Source organism: Petrimonas sulfuriphila (assembly GCA_038561985.1).
Classification (GTDB): domain Bacteria; phylum Bacteroidota; class Bacteroidia; order Bacteroidales; family Dysgonomonadaceae; genus Petrimonas; species Petrimonas sulfuriphila.
Map to the genome: position 1 here is coordinate 1,201,757 of CP073276.1, position 20,742 is coordinate 1,222,498.

The window sequence follows — 20,742 nt, forward strand, 5'->3', positions numbered from 1 at the left end:
TTAATGGTGAAAGTATTCGCATTTTCTCGAAACCCCCACAACACGACATATATATATAAAGATGTGAGAAAATTTGATATACAAAATCTGATTATTCCGGAACAAAAAAGCCCGAATTTTAAATCGGGCGCAAAGGTACGAAAAAAAAATCAATCTTATTGATTATAGAGCAGGTATTTGCGTAATAAAATCTTTTTCCCGGAAGTCAACTTAAGTTCTTTTTCCAGATAATTATCAATCGAACCGTATTTTTGGTTTATGTAATCGATGGTATAATTGATGTATGCAGGATTTACAGACATCAACGCTGTAACGGCTTCCTGGAAATATTCGGGTTTTGTTTTCACATTTTCTGCAATTTTAGATATATCTACAGTTTGGCGAGACAGAAGATAATCGTCAATAATCACATTTTGCGGAATTCCCACTGCGTAAAGTATGAAAAATGAAGCCAGCCCTACCCTGTCTTTACCTAACGATCCGCTAAGCAACACAGGATAATTATTTTCATCGGTTAGAATATTAAACATCTCTGCAAACTCGTTTTTGTAGTTCTCTATGATTCCTATGTAAGAATCCTGAACATCACGAATGGCATCGCTGCGCGTTAAATGTTCGTCATCCATCATTTCATTGATTTTTTCGTCGTCCAACGGAGTAATGGGTAACGATATCTTCCTAATGTTCGGATGAACGAGAATAGGGTATCTTTTAGCTGTTCTATCTGATCTGAAATCAATAATGGTTCTTATATTTAACCGTCTTATCCTCTCCTGATCATATAATGTTGCGCTACTCAAATCACCTGAGCGGAAAATTTTTCCCCATTTCATTTGTTGATCAGTTCGTGTGAAATATCCGCCCATATCCCTGAAATTTTTTATATTACTCATCTCAATAATCCGGTTGGCAATAATTCCCGAATATGCAGAGGTAGTTTTTAATATGTAGAATTCCCGGATATCGGGACTCGAAGGATTGATTACCGTTACCTGATCAGTAATATTGGAAGTTTTTATGGGTGTAAAAGCGGAAATATCACTGTCTGACTGAGAAGAATAAATGTTGATATTTCCTTCCTGATCGGGGCTGACTTCCCATTTGAGAAGTAAATCACCGTCTTTGTTCTTTTCTGCCACAGATGTTATTTTAACTGTTGATGCGCAACCTGCTGCAATCAACAAAAAAAAAGCCGAAATAATTTGATAACTATATATTCTCACCCGCGTTTGATTTTGGCAAGCAAATATAGCTAAAACATTTTGTAAACAAAACTCTTGCGTTTCTAACTTAACAATAAATAATCAGATTTTTGCCATTTTTTATAACTTTAAAACATAAGTAATTGTATAACTAATTTTTAAATAATACTTTTGCATTCGATGTTTTGAAAAGGTTGTTGATAAACTGTTAATTCTATGTAGAGAATTATTGCACAACTTTATTTTGTTTCGTTGATTTTTTGTTTATATGAAAAAATTAAGTTAAGGATGCAAAAAAGGCTGCTAAAAATTCTCGGGAATTTTTGCACGTTTCATCAACAGAAAAAAGAAACAAATTCGAAATATTTTATCAACAACAGAATTATAAAAAGATTGTTGATAAAGTCTATAATAAATTATTAATAAACAACTTGATTTAATTTTAATTGTTGATAAGACAATTTTAGGATCGTCTATATTTTAATAACTTATTTTGCAATTTTTTTTAGAATTATTTATCAACACTATCAACAGGCATTCATCATCATCATTATATTTCTTTATTTTTAAACTATAATATTAATAAATAATGTTCAATGGAAAAAAAAGAATTGATTGAAAAAATAAATACACTTCGAAAGGAAAAAAATGCGATTATATTGGCACATTACTATCAAGAATCAGATATTCAGGATATTGCTGATTTTGTAGGCGATAGTCTTGCATTGGCACAATGGGCAGCTAAGACAACGGCAGATATCATTGTGCTTTGCGGCGTTCATTTTATGGGCGAAACGGCAAAAATTCTTTCTCCGCAAAAAAGGGTTTTTATTCCCGATAGTATGGCTAGCTGTTCGTTGGCAGAAAGTTGCCCGGCCGATGAATTTGAGAAATTTACGCAGGCATATCCTGGTTATACGGTTATTTCGTATGTAAATACCACTGCGGCTGTAAAGGCGTTAACCGATATAGTGGTAACCTCTACCAATGCAAAACAAATTGTGGATTCACTTCCTGAAGATGAAAAGATTATTTTCGGACCCGATAAAAATTTAGGAGATTATATCAATAAACTTACGGGAAGGAATATGCTTTTATGGGAAGGTGCTTGCCACGTCCATGAACAATTTTCGTTGGAAAAAATTCTTGAATTAAAAAAAGAGTATCCACAGGCATTGTTACTGGCACATCCGGAATGTAGGAAATATATCCTGGAAATCGCCGATCACGTTGGGTCGACATCGTCAATAATTGCGTTTGCCCGGAATTCAGGATATAAACAATTTATTGTAGCCACAGAATCGGGGATTTTACACCAGATGCAGAAAGATAATCCGGATAAAGAATTTATTCCGGCTCCACCGGAAGATTCTACATGCGCTTGCAACGATTGTTTTTATATGAAAATGAATACGTTGGAGAAGTTGTATTTATGTTTGAAGAACGAACGTCCAGAAATTTTTGTCGAAGAAGAGGTTCGTTTGAAAGCAGTGAAACCGATTGAAAGGATGTTGGAAATATCAGCTAAATACGGATTATAATGGCAGTACGAATTAATAAATTTATTTCCGAGAGCGGAATTTGTTCCCGGCGAGAAGCGGACAAATACATTGAAAAGGGGCAGGTATTAGTAAATGGGAAGCGTGCAGAAATAGGAACACTCGTAAGCAAAAGTGATAAAGTGTTGGTAAACGGTTTGCTTATTGAATCTAAAGCGGAGGAAGATTTTGTCTTGCTGGCTTTCAATAAGCCACGGGGAATAGTAAGTACCACCGAGAAAGGTGTGCGGGACAATATTGTTGATTATATAGGTTACCACGAGCGAATTTTCCCTATCGGACGGTTGGATAAAGATTCTCAGGGGTTGATTCTCCTTACCAATGACGGGGATATAGTGAATAAAATCCTTCGTGCAGGAAACAGTCACGAGAAAGAGTATGTTGTGACTGTAAACAGGCCGGTAACCGATGAATTCGTGCAGCGGATGTCGAGTGGAGTGCCAGTGTTAGGAGAGGTAACTCGAAAGTGTAAAGTTGAAAAAATATCGGAATTTATTTTTCGAATAATTCTTGTTCAGGGACTTAATCGCCAGATCCGCAGGATGTGCGAATATTTTGGGTATGAAGTAGAGAAACTGGAACGTGTCCGGATTATGAACATTTCACTGAAAGGTATTGGTTTAGGCGATTGGCGGTTGTTGGAAGAACAGGAAATGAAAGAATTAAAAACGACGATTGCTTATTCGTCTAACGAAAACCAACCGGCCAAATCAAAACAACCCCTTGTTTCGGGACAGGAACAGGAGAGAAAAAAGTTTCGCTCCTCCTATGAAGAGTCGTTTAATAGTTCCAAAAAGGCTCAATCCAAAAGAAACGAAGGTTTTGTCAATCCAAAAGCAAAGGAATTACGTGGAAAAGGCAAAAACAAACCTCAACCAAGGACATTTAGAAAAACCAAGTAAATTTTTGTACCTTTGCACCCGCAAAAATATTCACATACCGTTTTCGTCAAGAAGCCCTGATACTTGGCTCTAAAAGCGTAACGGTCTAACAATCTCGAAAACATGGCTCTTCAATGTGGTATCGTTGGGCTTCCTAATGTAGGGAAATCAACTCTTTTTAATTGTTTATCAAACGCTAAAGCACAGGCTGCAAACTTTCCTTTTTGCACCATTGAGCCCAATGTGGGTGTTATAACTGTTCCGGATGAAAGACTGAACCGGTTGGCAGAGTTGGTCCATCCCCAAAAAATTGTTCCCACAACCGTTGAGATCGTCGATATAGCAGGTTTGGTAAAAGGAGCAAGTAAAGGGGAAGGATTGGGAAATAAATTTCTGGCCAACATTCGGGAGACGGATGCTATTTTACATGTGTTGCGGTGTTTTGAGGACGAAAATGTGACTCACGTTGATGGAAATATTAATCCAGTTCGCGACAAAGAAATAATCGATGCTGAACTGCAGCTAAAGGATTTGGAAACTATTGAATCAAGAATTCAAAAAGTAGAAAAACAAGCCAAAACCGGCGGCGACAAAGATGCGAAGCTGGCTTTTGAAGTTTATTCAAAAATCCGTGAAGCATTGCTGCGAGGAGAATCGGCCCGAACTGTTGTTTTTGATACCAAAGATGAAAATAAAGTGGCTCGGGATTTATTTCTTTTAACGTCCAAACCGGTACTTTATGTTTGTAATGTTGACGAACAGAGTGCCGTGAGTGGAAATAAATTCGTAGAACAGGTTCGCGAGGCGGTAAAGATAGAAAATGCTGAAATTTTGATCGTGGCGGCAAAAATTGAGTCCGAAATAGCTGAATTTGATACCTACGAAGAGCGGGAAATGTTTCTCGTTGAACTCGGTTTGGAAGAGTCGGGTGTAAACCGGTTGATTAAAGCTGCCTACAAATTGTTAAACCTTCAGACATTCCTGACTGCCGGCCCGCAGGAGGTTCGTGCGTGGACATTTCAGAAAGGATGGAAAGCACCCCAATGTGCCGGTGTTATTCACACTGATTTTGAGAAAGGATTTATCCGGGCAGAAGTAATAAAATACGCAGACTACATACAATACGGTTCAGAAGCCACCGTTAAGGAAGCCGGAAAAATGAACGTGGAAGGTAAAGAGTACATCGTTCAGGACGGAGATATCATGCACTTCAGGTTTAATGTGTAATTTTCTGTTTAAAATTATTCTAAATTACGTTTAAATGTTAATAATATGTTGTAAAACATACAAATAAATTTTTAATTAATCGTTTAACCTTATACTTTTGCCTTAATTAATGTTATTATTTTTTCATCAGGTTTGAAAAGAGTCTCTTTAAAAGATATTGCCAGAGAGTTAGGGGTTTCTACCGCAACCGTTTCTCTTGTTTTGAATGGTAAAAACATGTCAGGCCGTGTAAGCAGTGAGATGTCGCAAAAAATATTGGATAAGGCTTCGGAATTGAATTATATTCCCAACACGTTAGCCAAGGGATTAAAAGTAGGCAAGTCACGAACCATCGGTTTGATCATTGCTGATATTTCCAACCTTTTTTTTGGTGCGTTGGCCTTACATATACAAATTTATGCCGAGCAAAGAGGGTATAGTGTGATTATAGGAAATACCAATGAGCAGTTGAATGAAATGGAGAATTTAATGAAATTTCTGTATGCCCGGCAAGTGGAAGGACTAATTATTACGCCCACTGAAAATAGTCAGTATCTTTTGAAAAGATTAATAAGCAATAAGATTCCGTTTGTGTTGGTTGACAGGAGCTTTCCAGAATTGCCGGTTAATTCGGTGTTGATCAATAATTACGAGATATCTTATCGATCTACCGGGCAGCTTATAAAGAAAGGGTGTAAACGAATTGGTCTGATTACTTATAAACAAGATCATTACCATATAAATGAACGAAAGCGCGGTAGTGTGGATGCTATGAAACATGCGGGTATTTACGATCCTGAAATGGTAGAAGAAGTCCGGTACGATTTTTTAAAAAATGACATCAAAAGGGCTATATGTAATTTAATATCAAAGAAAGAAAAATCAGATGGTTTGTTTTTTACAACCAATTCAATTTCCATAAATGGAGTAAAAGAGTTGATCAGAAACAATATCAATATCCAAAAAGACATTCAAATCATGTGCTTTGACGAAAATGACGCTTTTTATATTTTACCCTACGCTGTACCTTTTATTAAACAACCCATCAAAGAGATGGCAAAAAATGCGGTAGAATTATTAATCGATCAAATTGAAATGAAAAGTGAAGGAACTAAAAATGTCGTTGTAGGGGCAGAGTTAGTATTAAACGAAAACATGATGTACCTGTAAGCAATTATACTCTTATTTATTTATTAAGTTAAACGTTTAACTCTATTGGTTTTTATTTGAGGAGTAAAATGCTTACCCTTTTTTCCATTAAGTTAAACGTTTAATTAAAATTCTAAAAGTTTTTTATATATGAAACAAAATTATCCTAAAATTGGCATTCGCCCGATAATTGACGGAAGACGCGGGGGAATACGTGAATCGTTGGAAGAAACGACCATGAATCTGGCAAAAAGTGCGGCTGAATTGTATTCCGGAACATTGAAATATCCTGATGGATCGCCTGTGAAGTGTGTCATTGCGGATACAACGATCGGTGGAGTAAAGGAAGCGGCTTTGTGTGCCGAAAAATTTAAAAAAGAAGGGGTCGGTTTGACTTTATCCGTGACGCCTTGCTGGTGCTACGGATCTGAAACCATTGACATGGATCCTCTTATGCCAAAAGCAGTTTGGGGATTCAACGGCACGGAACGCCCTGGCGCGGTTTATTTATCGGCAGCGCTTGCTGTTCATAACCAGAAAGGGCTGCCTGCTTTTGGAATTTACGGCAAAAACGTTCAGGATGTTGGCGACGGGGCAATCCCCGATGATGTAAAAGAGAAACTTCTCCGGTTTGCCCGTGCCGGGTTGGCGGTTGCCATTATGCGTGGAAAATCATACCTGGCTATTGGTTCGGTATCAATGGGAATTGGTGGATCCATGGTAAATCCCGATTTTTTGCAGGATTATTTAGGCATGCGTACTGAACAGGTGGATGCCAGTGAAGTCCTTCGTCGTATCCAACTTGAAATTTACGATAAAGAAGAATTTGAGAAAGCGTTGGCCTGGACAAAAGAAAACTGTATGTCGCGTGAAGGCGAAGATTTCAATCCGGAACACCTTAAACACAGCAGGGAACAGAAAGACAAAGACTGGGAATTTGTTGTAAAGATGACATTGGTCATGCGTGATTTAATGATTGGAAATTCCAAACTCGATGAAATGGGATTCGGGGAAGAAGCGCTCGGGCATAATGCCATTGCAGGAGGCTTCCAGGGACAACGGCAATGGACTGATTTCTTGCCGGACGGCGATTTTTCGGAAGCTATCCTAAACTCTTCTTTCGACTGGAACGGAAAACGCGAAGCGTTCACATTTGCTACCGAGGACGATCATTTGAACGGAATCAGTATGCTTTTCAATCATTTGCTAACCAACACTTCGCAAATGTTTGCCGACGTACGCACCTATTGGAGTCCCGAGGCCATTGAGCGAGTTAGCGGCTGGAAGCCCGATGGATTGTTGAAAGACGGGGCTATCCACCTGATCAACTCGGGCTCCTGTACGTTGGATGGAACCGGGCAACAATCGGATAAGGATGGAAATCCCGTAATGAAGCCTTTTTGGGAGATTACCGATGAAGAAGTCTCTAAAATGCTTGAAGCCACCACCTGGCATCCTGCATCGTTGGAATATATGCGTGGAGGCGGATTTTCCTCTCAATTTCTGACCAAACGGGGGATGCCGGTCACCATGTGCCGGTTGAATTTGATAAAAGGGCTGGGTCCGGTATTGCAGATTGCCGAAGGTTGGACAGCTACTTTTCCCGCTCATGTGTTCGACATTATCAATAAAAGAACGGACAAAACCTGGCCCTCTACTTTTTTTGTTCCTAGAATTACCGGAAAAGGGCGATTCACAGATGTTTATTCGGTAATGAATTATTGGGGAGCCAATCACGGGGCTATCAGCTACGGACATATTGGGGCCGATTTGATTACGTTGGCTTCGGCAATTTCCATTCCCGTGAATATGCACAATGTAGATGATGAAAAGATTTTCCGGCCCGATGCCTGGTCGGCATTCGGATCTGACAACGAAGGTGCGGATTACCGTGCATGCGCCGTTTACGGGCCATTGTACAGATAGGTTGGAGGTTCTTCTGTATGGCGAAAAGTAGTCTGATTCTTATTTAAGTTTCGCAAGCTTCTTTGGTTGGCACTAACACTCGATTCCCGCTGCTTTTGCGACCCGTCTGCCGCTTGCTTACTGAAAGAAAAGAATTCGCTTACGCTCAAACAACTTTTCTTTTTTAACGCAAGGCTGCGCGGAATGTGTCCCCGCAAAACAGCTAAATGTCTCGTTGTTAGTGCACAAGGTCTGATAACTGATACTTGCGAAAGTTGAAATTCTTATAAACTAAATAGATGGATGAAATGAAAAAAAATGATTTTAAAATGCTGAAATTAAGCACTCTTATTCTGGGAATTGTACTTTCGCTCCCCCTCTTTTCCCAGACAGAGTCCGTGGGGGAAATGTTTGAGCTGGCAAAATTGAAATCGGGGGTAAAAAACAGGAGGATATCCAGTACCGATCCTACAGGGGGAAATCGCGACCACCTGGAACCTTTCCGTCCCGGTGAAAAAAGGACGATTGCGGAAATTAAAGGTGTTGGTGTGATCAATCACATCTGGGTCACCATTGCTCCACCACCGGGTGAATTAAGCAGAAATGATATTATTATCAGGATGTATTGGGACGGGAACGACTATCCCTCCGTGGAATCTCCTATCGGGCCGTTCTTTGGCCAGGGGTGGGATGAACGCTATAATTATGCTTCTCTTCCTTTATCAGCTGGACCTGAAAACGGGACCGGCATGAGCAGTTATTTCGCAATGCCCTTCGGTAAAGGTGCAAGAATTGAGATAGAAAATCAGACCGGCAAAACGATAAATGCCTTTTATTTCTATGTCGACTATCTGGAAATGACTAAATTACCCGAAGGAACGGGACGTTTTCATGCCTGGTACAATCACAGCCTTACTGAAGCATTACCCGAAGGAGAGACAGAATGGTCGCTAACGGGACCGCAGCAACCCAACAAGAAGGGAGATAGAAATTATTGCTTTATCGATACAAAAGGGAAAGGGCATTTTGTAGGGATTAACTATTATGTTCACTCCCCTACCCCTATGTGGTACGGTGAAGGTGATGATATGTGGTTTATCGACGGAGAAAAAACACCTTCACTGATCGGTACCGGAACCGAAGATTTTTTCAACACTTCCTGGTGTCCAAAAGAACCGTTCTCCCATCCTTATTTCGGTTATCCAAGAGTAAACAACGATATAGGCTGGTTGGGAAGGACCCATGTATACCGGTTCTTTATCAACGATCCCATCTTTTTTGAAACCGCAGTAAAGGGAACCATTGAGACCGGACATAACAATAACCTGACCCTTGATCTGGCTACTGTCGCTTACTGGTATCAGGAAAATGCGGTGATGCTTCCACCTGCACCTACCCAGGAAATGAGAAAACCGAAACCGTTTATCAATCATATGGATATGCACCGTTGGAGAGATGCATGGCGGAAAGCAAAAGGGAATGATCCTCAGTTGTGGGGGAATGAGTGATCATCATAGAGAGAATAAAATTAAAAATAAAATAATATCATATGAAAAATTTTATCAACAAACTCGTTTTGGCTTGTTTGTTTCTGGGAATCAATGTATACACCTTCGCAATCCAAATGCCTGACGAAATAAAACAGGCAAAAACCATCCGGGGAATCGTTACAGAGCAAGGTACAAATGAACCTTTACCGGGAACAAGTGTGTATGTAAAAGGTACTACTATCGGTACTACTTCCGATGTAGACGGTAAATATCAGTTAAATGTCCCTTCGGAAGAGTCGATACTGGTTTTCTCTTTTATAGGAAAGAAAACAGTGGAACACCCTGTGAGAGGAATGACCGTAATTGATATAGTTATGGAAGATGATGCAACCATGCTTGAAGAAGTGGTTTACACAGGTTATATGACACAACGAAAAGCCGATCTTACCGGATCCGTCTCCATAGCAACCAGCAGTGATATCATTAAAAATCCTTCGGCCAACGCTATGAAGGCGTTACAGGGAAAACTTTCCGGAGTCCATATCACCACAAACGGGGGGAATCCAGCCGAAGGAGTAACCATTCAAGTGAGGGGGCTTTCTTCTCTTTCTGGTGGTGTAAAGCCGTTGATTGTGCTGGACGGGATGCCCACGGAAAATCTTAACCTCAGGGACATCAATTCCGGGGACATAGAATCAATTCAGGTATTGAAAGACGCTGCTTCAGCGAGTATATACGGTGCGCGTGCATCGGGTGGCGTCATCCTTATCCAGACTAAAAAAGGAAAAGAAGGCGCTATATCCGTTGAGTATAACGGAAGTGTTTCATTCAGTTCTGTTGTTAACAAACCCACGTTAATGAATGCGGAAGAGTATGGAATAGCGGCTTTCAGGGCACAGGCATATGATGAGAAAGTGTATGGTGTATCTATGTCGTTGCCTAATACCTATGATTTTACCTGGCACAGAAACGACAACGGATTGGCAGTTCTTGATGGGGTGAAACCTGCAGAATGGCTTAATCCGGAAAAAACAGCCAGGGGTTCGGATACCAACTGGATGGATGAAATTTACCGTACCGCCATGATGACAAACCACCAGGTAACTGTATCCCAGGGGACAGACCGGTCCAAAAGTTTGTTTTCACTGGGTTATTACAATAACGAGGGTACGCAAATTCATACCTTTTTCAGACAATATTCGGTGCGTGCCAATAATGAATATGCACTGTTGAACAACCGGCTGAAAATTGGTGAAAATATCGCATTGAGCTACCTGCAGTACAGGGATGCGAATGAGACCCGTTGGGCGATGATCAATCCTCCTGCAGGTCCCGTTTACGACATTAATGGTAACTGGGCGGGAGCTCCCGGTTTTGATGACTTTACCAATCCGGTACGTGTATTGACAATGAATAAGGATAATATTAACAATTACGTGAAGATAATCGGGAATGTTTTCCTGGACCTCGATATATGGAAAGGGATCTCGGCACGTACTCAGTTTGGAGTAGATTACGGAAACGCTTATAGCAGAGTGGTAGATGGTATTTGGTCTGAAACAGGAGGAAGGAACAGCGACGGGGAGAATTACGTAGGGAGTTACCAGTCCCATCCGTTGAGTTATGTCTGGACCAATACGCTTTCCTATAATCTGACTACAGGAAGGCATTCGCTTGATGCAGTAGCCGGTACTGAGTTTACCCGTTTTGTACAGGAAGGATTTTCGGCCAGAAGAGAGGGAATATACTTGGAAGACAGGGATTTTGCACACATTGGGGTGACTACCGGTACAAAATATTCCCTGGGTAGTTCTGCAGATGAATTTACCTATTTCTCGCTCTTTGGTAAAATGAATTATGCCTATGACTCGAAATATCTACTCTCGTTCACTTTACGACGTGACGGCTCATCACTTTTCGGTTCGAACAACCTATATGCTACTTTTCCTGCGGTATCGGCCGGGTGGAGGATTAATAACGAACCCTTTATGGCTGATATCGAAGTTGTGTCTGACTTAAAACTTCGTGCAAGCTGGGGTGCTAACGGAAGTGTACAAGGTTTACCCCGCGGATATACCTCCACTCCTTTCACAACCGATTATTTTGGTACATCTTACCCGATAGAAGGTAACGAAAGTGGCCCCCTCTGGTCAGGTTACAGAAGAACCTGGTTGGGAAACCCTAATCTTAAATGGGAAACGACAAAACAAACCGACGTTGCTGTGGATTTTGGTTTTATGAATCAACGTTTATTTGGCTCATTAAGCTATTATTTTAAAAAAACAAACGATGTACTGGTACAGGTCCCCTACATTGCCGCAATGGGTGAAGGAGGAGAACCATGGATCAATGGGGCTAATATGAATAATCAGGGTGTTGAGTTTGAAGTCACTTACAGAAATAACCCTACTGCTGATTTTCAATATGCTATAACGGCTAATATCGGCTCTTACAGGACAAAGCTGGTCGAACTTCCAGAAAATGTGATTAACCGCTATCCGGGAGATGGTATGCGTGATTTTGTAATTGGCAGAACGCCTAATATCCTTTATGGGATGGTGGCGGACGGAATATTCAAAACGCAGGAAGAAGTGGATAACCATGCCGAGCAGACCGGAAAAGCTATCGGGAGAATTCGTTATAAAGACCTGGACGGCAACGGAGTTATTGATGAGTTGTATGACAGGACTTTTATCGGGATTACCGATCCGGATTTTTTCGGAGGGATTACCTTTGACCTCGGGTACAAAAATTTCGATATGAATATCTTTTTCCAGGGAGTGTATGGTAATAAGGTAAATAATATCTGGAAACAGGAAAGTGATCTGTGGAATATTTCTGTTCCTGCAGGAAAGAATCACGAAAAAAGAATCCTGAATGCCTGGTATTTTGATAATGCCGATTCCGATATCCCGGCTGTATCCAATTCAAATCCCAACAGTGAACAACGGTTTTCTTCCTATTTTGTGGAAGACGGATCCTACCTGAAGCTGAGGAACATAGAATTGGGATACACTTTCCCCAAGAAACTTACAGGAGCAATGATGATGCAGCACCTTAGGATTTACGCTTCGGCGCGCAATGTGCTTACGCTTAAGAAAGGATGGGGAAGCGACAAGTACACCAGTTTTGATCCGGAAATGCCCGGGTACGGATATTTGACACCGCTTACGATGGCTTTTGGAGTTAATGTAACATTCTAAATTTATAGATTATGAAACAATTAAAATATATCTTTTTACTCATCGCTTTCCTCATTACGGCAAACAATTGCTCCGATCTTTTGGAAGTGAATCCTAAACAAGTGTTGGATGAAGGCTTACTAAATTCTCCCGAAGACATGGAAGGTTTTGTAACGGCAACTTACGCAAGGATTACCGACATACCTTCCTGGGATTCGCCTTTTTCGCCCTGGTGGTCCGGATCCATGCGTTCCGACGACTCCTATAAAGGAGGAGGCGGCGTTTGGGACGGAGGTGATGGATGGGGTTTCATGGAAACCTTTGTGAACCTGACAGCAAATGGCTGGCCGATAGATTATCCGTGGTATGTTTCTTATCAGATTATTCAGCGCAGCAACACCGCAATACAGAAACTGAACAATATCGCCGAGGAAGATTATCCGTTGAAAAGCGTAAGAATAGGAGAAATGAAGTTTATCAGGGCTTTCGTACATTTCAGGTTAAAACAGTTTTTCAAGTATATGCCGTATATCGACGAAAATGTGGTAGGTAGTTCGGGTGAATTTGAAGCAATTCCTAACAAAGACGCCAAGTTTCCGAATGATCAGTATCTTTGGGAGCGGATTCTTAGTGATTTTAAAGATGCGGAAAATGCTTTGCCGGCTACACAACCTGAAAAAGGCAGGGTAGATAAAAATGCTGCAACGGCTATGATTGCCAGAACATTAATGTTTATGGCATACGAACAAGACGACAGGCATCAGGTAATCAATATAAACAAAGACAGGCTTACGGAAGCGTTGGTTTACCTGAATAAGATTACCGATCAGGAAGGTGAAAAAGTGGGTCTTTGTGGAAATTTCGGAGAAAACTTTATCCATACTTCCGACAACAATACGAAGGAATCAATCTGGGAGATTCAATATTCCATTGATGATGGCAGTTCTACGGGAGGAAAAATAAACCGGGGGGAAGGGTTGAATCACCCCTGGAACTGGGGCGGATTTCAATGTTGCGGATTCCACCACATAAGCTACAATATGGGCAATGCCTTTAAAACAGGACCTGACGGATTACCTTTGTTTGACGATTACAATAAAGACAGTTACGGAGATTATATCAAGAATACGGATGGAAGTGATAACATTGCCCTTGTGGAAGCTGGAAATCCGGAATATTTCGGAAAATATAGTTGGGATCCTCGTTTTAGCCATACTGCAGGTGTCCCCGGACATCCGTGGAAATACGATCCGGGCTTGATTTTTGAGAGTAGGGGGATAAGGAATGGAGCCGAATACGGTTGGCTGAAATCAGTAAAAGAATTGCCTCACCCCGGTTGTGATTGTCTTTTGTATGATGGATGGCAGTTCAATTCTATGAACAAGCGGATGATTCGTTACGATGAGGTCTTGCTCTGGAAAGCTGAAGTACTTATTCAGTTGGACAGGTGGAACGAAGCGTTAGCACCCATCAACAAAGTTCGTGAACGAGCTGCTAATAGTGCCGATTGGTTAATCAAAGCAGACGGAACATCGGTAATGAACTATCATGTTGAGATTTACAAGCCGGGTGAGAATTGTGTCTGGGATAAAGATTTTGCCTGGAAAGCAATGCAGTGGGAAAACCGCTTGGAAATGGCCGGTGAAGGACGTCGTTTCTTCGATTTGCAGCGTTGGGGAAATCTGGAAGAGATTATGAACAACTATTTTACCGTGGAGAAAACCCGGTTCTCATGGATGGCAAACGCCCGGTTTACTGCCGGACGTGATGAATTTTTCCCTATCCCGCAAAATCAGATGAAGTGGGCTAAAGGTACCTATACACAAAACCCCGGATACTAATCCTCCGGGTAAGAACCTATGTTATGGTTGTAGAACAAGCGCGATAATAGGTGAGTTCTGTACAACCTTAGTGTAAAATAGTAAAACAATATCGTATGAAAAAAATAGAAAAATTAATTATTGCAGCACTTACCTTGATCCTGTTTACCGGGTGCTACGATAGAGACATTATCGACAGGAAAGATTTCAATCATTCTTTGTCCAAAGTGGAAAATTTATCATACACTCAACAGGGGAATGTGATTACGCTGTCGTGGCAGATACCGGACAATATTCCTGAAGATTTCAGAAGGCCTTTGGAGACAAGTATTCAGGTGGTTGAAAATGGCATCTACAGGCAAAAAGTTTCCGTATTCAATGAAGTTAAGTCAGCAAATATTACAATAAATCCGGATAAAGAGTACAGGTTTATAGTTAAATTGCTGGGCTTTCTGACTGCCGAAGCAAGAGAGGAAGGGTTTACGGACAGGGTTTTTTCAGAAGGAGCTGTAATTGAAATTAAATGATGATCGGTAAGTTGTAATTTATTCGATAAGGGTGTACCACGGACAGGTGCATACCGTTAATGATGCTTCCTGGCGGTACACCCTTTTAATCCTTGTTTGCTGAAAATTGTGCGTAGAATTTAGATGGAAAGAAAAAATTATTTTATATGTATATCCTTTGTTATTGTTACGATGATTGTATTGTCCTGTAGCAAAGAAGAAGGCGCTGAGCCTTATGTGCCTGCTGATGAGATCTCATCAGCTGAAACCGATCTTATACCCCATAAGGAGACAAAAGTTGTTTCTGCAATTCTTACGTTTAAAAATATTGATGACATTGATTATTTAATGGTTAGCAAAAGTGGAGGAGAAAGTTATTCGCAAAAGATTAACCGGAGTGAGCTTTCATCGTCTTACCTTTTTACATATACAGTGCAGCCTTCCGATCCTGATTTTTTCAAACTCCTACTGAAGGCCGTTTATCTGGATGGAAACGTTTCCAAGGAAGTTTCGCTTAATGTAGACAACCGGTGGGGTTTTTTTATTCGTACAGTAAGCCGGATAGCACGTGTTACCGGAGCCCCTATGGCTGGAGAAACCTTTCCTAGCCCCAATAATACATTGAAATGGAATGTGGGAGGAACTGATCTGGGGGTTGTCTGGGAGATGCAACCGGGTAGATACGGAATATTTTTGGCGATACATTCGGGCGCGATTTTAAGCCAAATCCTGCCAATCCAGGCCCTAACGGAGGGAGTTGGAGAAGTAATGTGTTGGCTTTCTCGGAGGATAAAAAACTGGAAGACGGACTTGCTTTCAGCAGTATGGCTACCGATGCCAGGGGGGATGCCCGTGAAATCGTATATGGTGGGAAAGACGGATCGGGTAATGGTGACTGGACCTCCATTCCTACAGCTGCCGTCCGTGCCAACGGTATCGATTATGTCCATTACTTCAATATGAGAAACTGGACCGGCTGGATCACCAATTATTCCGGGATGTACAAATCAACGGATAACGGACAAACATGGCAGAAATGTGAAACCATCACATTCTCTTCCAATAGCCCTTTCGGACAAGGTGGGTATTTTAAGAAAGACGGGTACGTCTATATGATCGGCACACAGACCGGCAGAGACAGCAAAGCCGTTCTTGCCCGCTTTCGTGAACAAGACATCGAAAACAGAGAGCGCTATGAGTATTGGAACGGATCTTCCGGTCAATGGATCACGGGAGATGAAAATCAGGCAACCGTTGTTATTGATGATAAAGTAGGAGAACTGTCATTCATTTATAATGAGACGTTCAGCAAATGGTTTATAGCTTATTTCAATGGTGACCGGTACAATATCACCATGCGCACTGCAGAACAGGTTACCGGTCCCTGGAGTGAACCGTACGAATTGGCTGCGGGAAAAGATTATGCACAATTGTACGGATCGTACTTTCACCCCTTGTCGGTAAGCGGGGAAAGTCTCTATTTCCTGATGTCGATGTGGATGCCCTACAATGTTTTTCTGATGAAGGTTGAAATGGCGGATATGGGTAAATTCCAGAACTAACAAAGATAATGTAAATATCATCGCTTATAAAAATATGAAACAGTTCTTATTCTTTCTGTTTTTGCAGATACTGACTTCTTTGTACGCTCAGCAAAATTTATCCGACTGGAAACAACTAGCGCTCCCCGACACGGTAGGATCCTGGATACTGCCAGCGGAAGGGAAACCGGCAATGCCGGTATGGGGGCATGCCAACGGTATAGTTGTGGGATTGGCTCCCTTGCCCGGCCCCAGGGGGCTGATACGGATTTATACACCCTATCTGGAGTATGAATTTCCCGAAGTAATGAATTTTATTGCTTTTGAACCGATTCCCAAAGGAAGCAACCACCGTGGATTCTCGGAGCTTGAAGTGAGCAGTCTTGATCCGGAAGAAAGAGGGAAACGGTTCTGGAGTTCAAATGATTCCACGGCGGGTTTACCGTCTGGCCCGGTATACCCGGCACGGGGAGTCGTTGAAAAAATTAACGGAGAAGAGACACTTACCTTGTATGTTTTTTCCGAACCTTTTGATAATGGAGCCAAGGTGTACGTTCGTCTTCGTTTTTTCGAATCCCGCCCTTACGAATTTGAGATAACGACGAATACATATAGTGGCTCCGTTAATCTGGATTATTTCATAACGACCGCTACAATGGGAAACAAAGCCCGTTTGAGAACGCTTTTCTTTAAAGACGGAGAAAAATCTTCACTCAATTTGTGGTCCGGCTACAAGGATATACATTTTACGCCACATGAATGTTTTTCTCAACAAGAGATGATACGGAGTTGGAAGGGAGACGCTTATTTTATTGCGGCTCCTAATGAAAAAGACTACAGTAAAGCAGAGTTTGCAGCGGGAACTAGTGAACATTGGAAGTTTACCGGAAAAACGGCAACTCAATATTGGATACAAGAGAACCCCCAAGAGAAATTGACCGGATTGGTGAACGGGCGTTTTACGTATTGGGCCAGTGAAAATCCCATTCCCGGAGGTGTTTCATTCGAAAACTTTGAATTGAAATCACCTTTTAAAAACGGTGAACAGTTTGTTTTTGGGATCACCATGCTCCCTCCTCAACAGTTTATTCAACAGATAAAAACTCGACCTCCTGGTGATGTCATGGTTAATGAATTTAATTTAAACCATAATTGTAAAAATGAATAACAATCGCAGGGCATTCCTAAAGAAAATTGGGTTAGGCACGATCGCCGCGACAAATATCCCCGCTTTTACCTCGGCAGAAAGTTTATTGGGATCAAATAATCCCGACAAACTGCATTTTCAGTTCGAAAGAACTGAGAGAAACTATAACGGCGTATACAGGAATGAATATTTAAGCAAAGTAGCTTTCCCGATTGGAGGTATAGGTGCCGGTATGTTTTGTCTGGAAGGAACCGGAGCTATTTCTCACTTATCGGTTAACCATCGTCCGGAAATATACAATACTCCCTATACTTTTGCTGCCATCAGCATTAAAGGGGTGAAAAACGGAGCGAAAGTGCTGGAATCAATCGTTCCTACCTGGAAACTGTTTGGCCTGCAAGGTAGTGGAAATGGTTTGGGTAACCGGAATTATGGATTGCCTAGGTTTGAAAAGGGTTCTTTCCTCGCTCGTTTCCCTTTTGGGATTATTGAATTGGAAGATAAGGATATTCCACTGGATGTGAAAATTACCGGCTGGAGCCCTTTTGTTCCCACTGATGAAGATAATTCGAGCCTGCCGGTAGGCGTGCTGGAATATTCGTTTAAGAATAGGTCCCGTGATGCGATTGAGGCTGTCTTCTCCTATAATGCGCGTAATTTCATCGACGATAACGGGCATATATTGGAGCAGACAAACGGGTTCAGAATGATCAGGGCCGGTGTCGATGGTAACAGCGTTACCGGAGGTTTTGCCATATATCTCGATAACGTTAACGCAGTAACGGACCATTGTTGGTTCAGGGGTGGGTGGTTTGATGCGCAAACCATCCTTTGGGAAAATATCAGAAATGCGAAAATTATTGATAATCCTCCTGTTGAAGGAGTTTCTCCGGGCGCTTCTGTGTATTTGCCGATAAAAATGAAACCGGGTGAAGAAAAAACAGTGAAAGTCAATTTCTGCTGGTATCTTCCTCAGTCGGATCTTTCTATCGGGCAGCAGGTCGTCACAGGTGCGGCATTTTCAGGTAAAACTACAAAGAGAGCGGTAAAGAACCAACAAAAAGTATCGGGTTTTGCAGGAGAAGCCTTGTTGAATTCCTTCGATCCGAATGGTGATGGGCAGGTAGGAACGCTGCTTTCGCCGGAGTTTATCATCAACAGAAAATACCTCAAATTTTTGGTGGGAGGTGGTAGTCAGAAAGAGAAAACTGCTGTTAATCTGTTAATTGATGGCCAAATTGTAGAAACCGCAACAGGTAAAAATACAGAACAATTAACAGAAATAATCTGGGATTTGAGCAAACATAGAGGAAAAAATGCTCGGTTGAAAATCATGGATATTGATACATCTGCGTGGGGGCATATCTTGGCCGATCAGTTCATGCTGACCGATCGTCGCGATGAGATACTCTCCTCTCCCTCTCCTGGAGCTATTGTGCTGGCTGATTTTGAAAGTGATTACTCGGACGGATGGGAAATTAAAGGGCCCGGGGAATTGGGTATTGTAGGTTCACAGGATTCCAATTATCGTCCATGGTATGCAACCCGTTTTGAGAATTTAGACAGTCTAATCAAGTATTGGGACAAAAATTCTACAACTTTAAGGAGGAATTCCGAACTATTCTGTAAATCGTTTTATGATTCTACCCTTCCTGCGGAAGTATTGGAAGCAGTTGCTGCGAATCTGACTATATTGAAATCACCTACCGTTTTACGTGTATCTGATGGGAGGCTTTGGGCGTGGGAAGGGTGTAACGACGATTCGGGATGTTGTCACGGAAGTTGCACTCATGTCTGGAATTATGCACAGGCTATTCCTCATCTTTTCCCCACTTTAGAAAGGACATTACGTGAGACGGAATTCAAAATAAGTCAGAATGAAGCGGGGCACCAGAATTTCAGGACGAATATTCCCATTACTCCCACCGACCATAATTTTCATGCTGCTGCCGATGGTCAGTTGGGAGGAATCATGAAAGTGTATAGAGAATGGAGAATTAGCGGCGATACGGAATGGATGAAGTCGTTGTTCCCGTACGTGAAGAAGAGCTTCGATTATTGTATCCGTACCTGGGATCCGAAAAAGAAAGGATACCTCGAAGAACCGCATCACAATACGTATGATATTGAATTTTGGGGGCCCGATGGGATGTGCACCAGTTTTTATTTGGGAGCACTCACGGCTTTTATTGAAATGTGCAAAACCCTCAAGGAACCTTACAAAGAATACCAGTCGTTACTGGATAAAGGTAAAAAATACATTGAGAATGATTTATTTGACGGTGAATATTTTATCCAGAAAATCCAATGGGAAGGGTTAGAGGCTCCCAACCCAGTAGATGTGCAATCTTTTGGTGGTAGTTATTCAAGTGAAGCAATGGCTTTACTCAAAAAGGAAGGTCCGAAATATCAGTACGGTACCGGCTGTCTTTCTGATGGGATTTTGGGAATGTGGATGGCTTTGGTCTGCAGACTACCCGAAATTATTGACAATAATATGGTTAAAAGCCACCTGGAAGCCGTTTATAAATATAATTTGAGAAAAACACTGCTGGATCATTATAATCCGCAACGGCCGACTTATGCGTGTGGTGAAGACGGAGGACTATTGCTCTGTTCATGGCCGAAAGGAGGAGCATTGTCGTTACCTTTTGTTTATAGTAATGAGGTTTGGACCGGAATTGAATACCAGGTGGCAAGCCATCTGATGTTGAAAGGAGAGGTAGAAAAGGGTTTGGAAATTGTGAGGGTATGTCGCGACAGGTACGACGGTTCCGTAAGAAATCCTTTTGACGAGTACGAGTGTGGGCATTGGTATGCCCGGGCAATGGCCAGTTACGGATTGCTGCAGGGATTAACCGGCATTTATTACGACGCCGTGGATAAAACCTTATATATCGATTCCCGGATTGGTGATTTCAAGTGTTTTATCAGTGCCCGATCGGGATTTGGAACAGTTGAATTTAAAGCTGGCAGGCCGATCTTGAATGTGGTGTATGGAACGATCGAAGTAGAAAAGTACAATATTAGCGGTAACATGCTTGATTTATAATAGAATTCGTTAATTATTTAATTCAGGATAATTACACGTTAAATGACGAAGAAATTTTATATTTGCCCGATAATGATAATCCAAATCTGCTATTCATTGCAA

12 protein-coding genes and 1 pseudogene are annotated in these 20,742 nt (G+C 41.5%); 12 read left to right on the plus strand and 1 reads right to left on the minus strand.

Translation table 11 applies throughout. The annotated features are described in order from the left end of the window. Positions 1–155 precede the first annotated feature (155 nt). Entirely contained in the window at positions 156–1,139 is a 984-nt protein-coding gene (locus KCV26_04835) for a tyrosine-protein phosphatase (GenBank protein ID WZX37706.1), read from the minus strand. A 659-nt stretch (positions 1,140–1,798) separates the two neighbouring features. On the opposite strand from KCV26_04835, the gene nadA reads away from it, so the two are divergent. The 12 genes and pseudogenes from nadA to KCV26_04895 all read left to right on the plus strand — a co-directional run bounded on the left by nadA (position 1,799) and on the right by KCV26_04895 (position 20,640). Then, positions 1,799–2,743: a quinolinate synthase NadA gene (gene nadA / locus KCV26_04840; protein WZX37707.1), complete on the plus strand. Its 945-nt coding sequence runs from the start codon at positions 1,799–1,801 to the stop codon at positions 2,741–2,743. Next, complete coding sequence (rluF, locus tag KCV26_04845; protein WZX37708.1) at positions 2,743–3,663, plus strand: 23S rRNA pseudouridine(2604) synthase RluF; 921 nt, start codon at positions 2,743–2,745, stop codon at positions 3,661–3,663. The genes nadA and rluF overlap by 1 nt, the downstream gene beginning before the upstream one ends. Before the next feature lie 102 nt (positions 3,664–3,765). Beyond that, complete coding sequence (gene ychF, locus KCV26_04850; GenBank protein ID WZX37709.1) at positions 3,766–4,869, plus strand: redox-regulated ATPase YchF; 1,104 nt, start codon at positions 3,766–3,768, stop codon at positions 4,867–4,869. Positions 4,870–5,001: 132 nt separating this feature from the next. After that, complete coding sequence (locus tag KCV26_04855) at positions 5,002–6,018, plus strand: LacI family DNA-binding transcriptional regulator (protein WZX37710.1); 1,017 nt, start codon at positions 5,002–5,004, stop codon at positions 6,016–6,018. Between the two features lie 129 nt (positions 6,019–6,147). Next, positions 6,148–7,923: an L-fucose isomerase gene (locus KCV26_04860; protein ID WZX37711.1), complete on the plus strand. Its 1,776-nt coding sequence runs from the start codon at positions 6,148–6,150 to the stop codon at positions 7,921–7,923. A 287-nt stretch (positions 7,924–8,210) separates the two neighbouring features. Next, the gene (locus KCV26_04865) at positions 8,211–9,410 is read left to right on the plus strand and encodes a DUF2961 domain-containing protein (GenBank protein ID WZX37712.1); all 1,200 of its coding nucleotides are present in this window, start codon (positions 8,211–8,213) and stop codon (positions 9,408–9,410) included. A 41-nt stretch (positions 9,411–9,451) separates the two neighbouring features. Continuing rightward, positions 9,452–12,595, plus strand: coding sequence for a TonB-dependent receptor (locus KCV26_04870; GenBank protein ID WZX37713.1), 3,144 nt, complete (start codon positions 9,452–9,454; stop codon positions 12,593–12,595). An 11-nt stretch (positions 12,596–12,606) separates the two neighbouring features. Beyond that, positions 12,607–14,415 (plus strand): RagB/SusD family nutrient uptake outer membrane protein, encoded by a 1,809-nt coding sequence (locus KCV26_04875; protein WZX37714.1) that lies wholly within the window; start codon positions 12,607–12,609, stop codon positions 14,413–14,415. A 95-nt stretch (positions 14,416–14,510) separates the two neighbouring features. Further along, positions 14,511–14,921 carry a DUF4945 domain-containing protein gene (locus tag KCV26_04880; protein WZX37715.1) on the plus strand — a complete coding sequence of 137 codons (411 nt, stop codon included), beginning with the start codon at positions 14,511–14,513 and terminating at the stop codon, positions 14,919–14,921. Positions 14,922–15,044: 123 nt separating this feature from the next. Continuing rightward, positions 15,045–16,462, plus strand: a pseudogene (locus KCV26_04885) (DUF4185 domain-containing protein). 34 nt (positions 16,463–16,496) lie between these two features. Then, complete coding sequence (locus KCV26_04890) at positions 16,497–17,609, plus strand: hypothetical protein (protein ID WZX37716.1); 1,113 nt, start codon at positions 16,497–16,499, stop codon at positions 17,607–17,609. Beyond that, positions 17,602–20,640 (plus strand): hypothetical protein, encoded by a 3,039-nt coding sequence (locus KCV26_04895; protein ID WZX37717.1) that lies wholly within the window; start codon positions 17,602–17,604, stop codon positions 20,638–20,640. The genes KCV26_04890 and KCV26_04895 overlap by 8 nt, the downstream gene beginning before the upstream one ends. The last annotated feature ends 102 nt before the right edge of the window (positions 20,641–20,742 follow it).

What these genes read in the sequence shown, in the direction of transcription:
- KCV26_04875 (WZX37714.1), top strand. Translation starts at nt 12,607, where the DNA reads ATGAAACAATTAAAATATATCTTTTTACTCATCGCTTTCCTCATTACG.
- KCV26_04890 (WZX37716.1), top strand. Translation starts at nt 16,497, where the DNA reads ATGAAACAGTTCTTATTCTTTCTGTTTTTGCAGATACTGACTTCTTTG.
- KCV26_04870 (WZX37713.1), top strand. Translation starts at nt 9,452, where the DNA reads ATGAAAAATTTTATCAACAAACTCGTTTTGGCTTGTTTGTTTCTGGGA.
- KCV26_04865 (WZX37712.1), top strand. Translation starts at nt 8,211, where the DNA reads ATGAAAAAAAATGATTTTAAAATGCTGAAATTAAGCACTCTTATTCTG.
- KCV26_04860 (WZX37711.1), top strand. Translation starts at nt 6,148, where the DNA reads ATGAAACAAAATTATCCTAAAATTGGCATTCGCCCGATAATTGACGGA.
- ychF (WZX37709.1), top strand. Translation starts at nt 3,766, where the DNA reads ATGGCTCTTCAATGTGGTATCGTTGGGCTTCCTAATGTAGGGAAATCA.
- KCV26_04880 (WZX37715.1), top strand. Translation starts at nt 14,511, where the DNA reads ATGAAAAAAATAGAAAAATTAATTATTGCAGCACTTACCTTGATCCTG.
- KCV26_04895 (WZX37717.1), top strand. Translation starts at nt 17,602, where the DNA reads ATGAATAACAATCGCAGGGCATTCCTAAAGAAAATTGGGTTAGGCACG.
- rluF (WZX37708.1), top strand. Translation starts at nt 2,743, where the DNA reads ATGGCAGTACGAATTAATAAATTTATTTCCGAGAGCGGAATTTGTTCC.
- nadA (WZX37707.1), top strand. Translation starts at nt 1,799, where the DNA reads ATGGAAAAAAAAGAATTGATTGAAAAAATAAATACACTTCGAAAGGAA.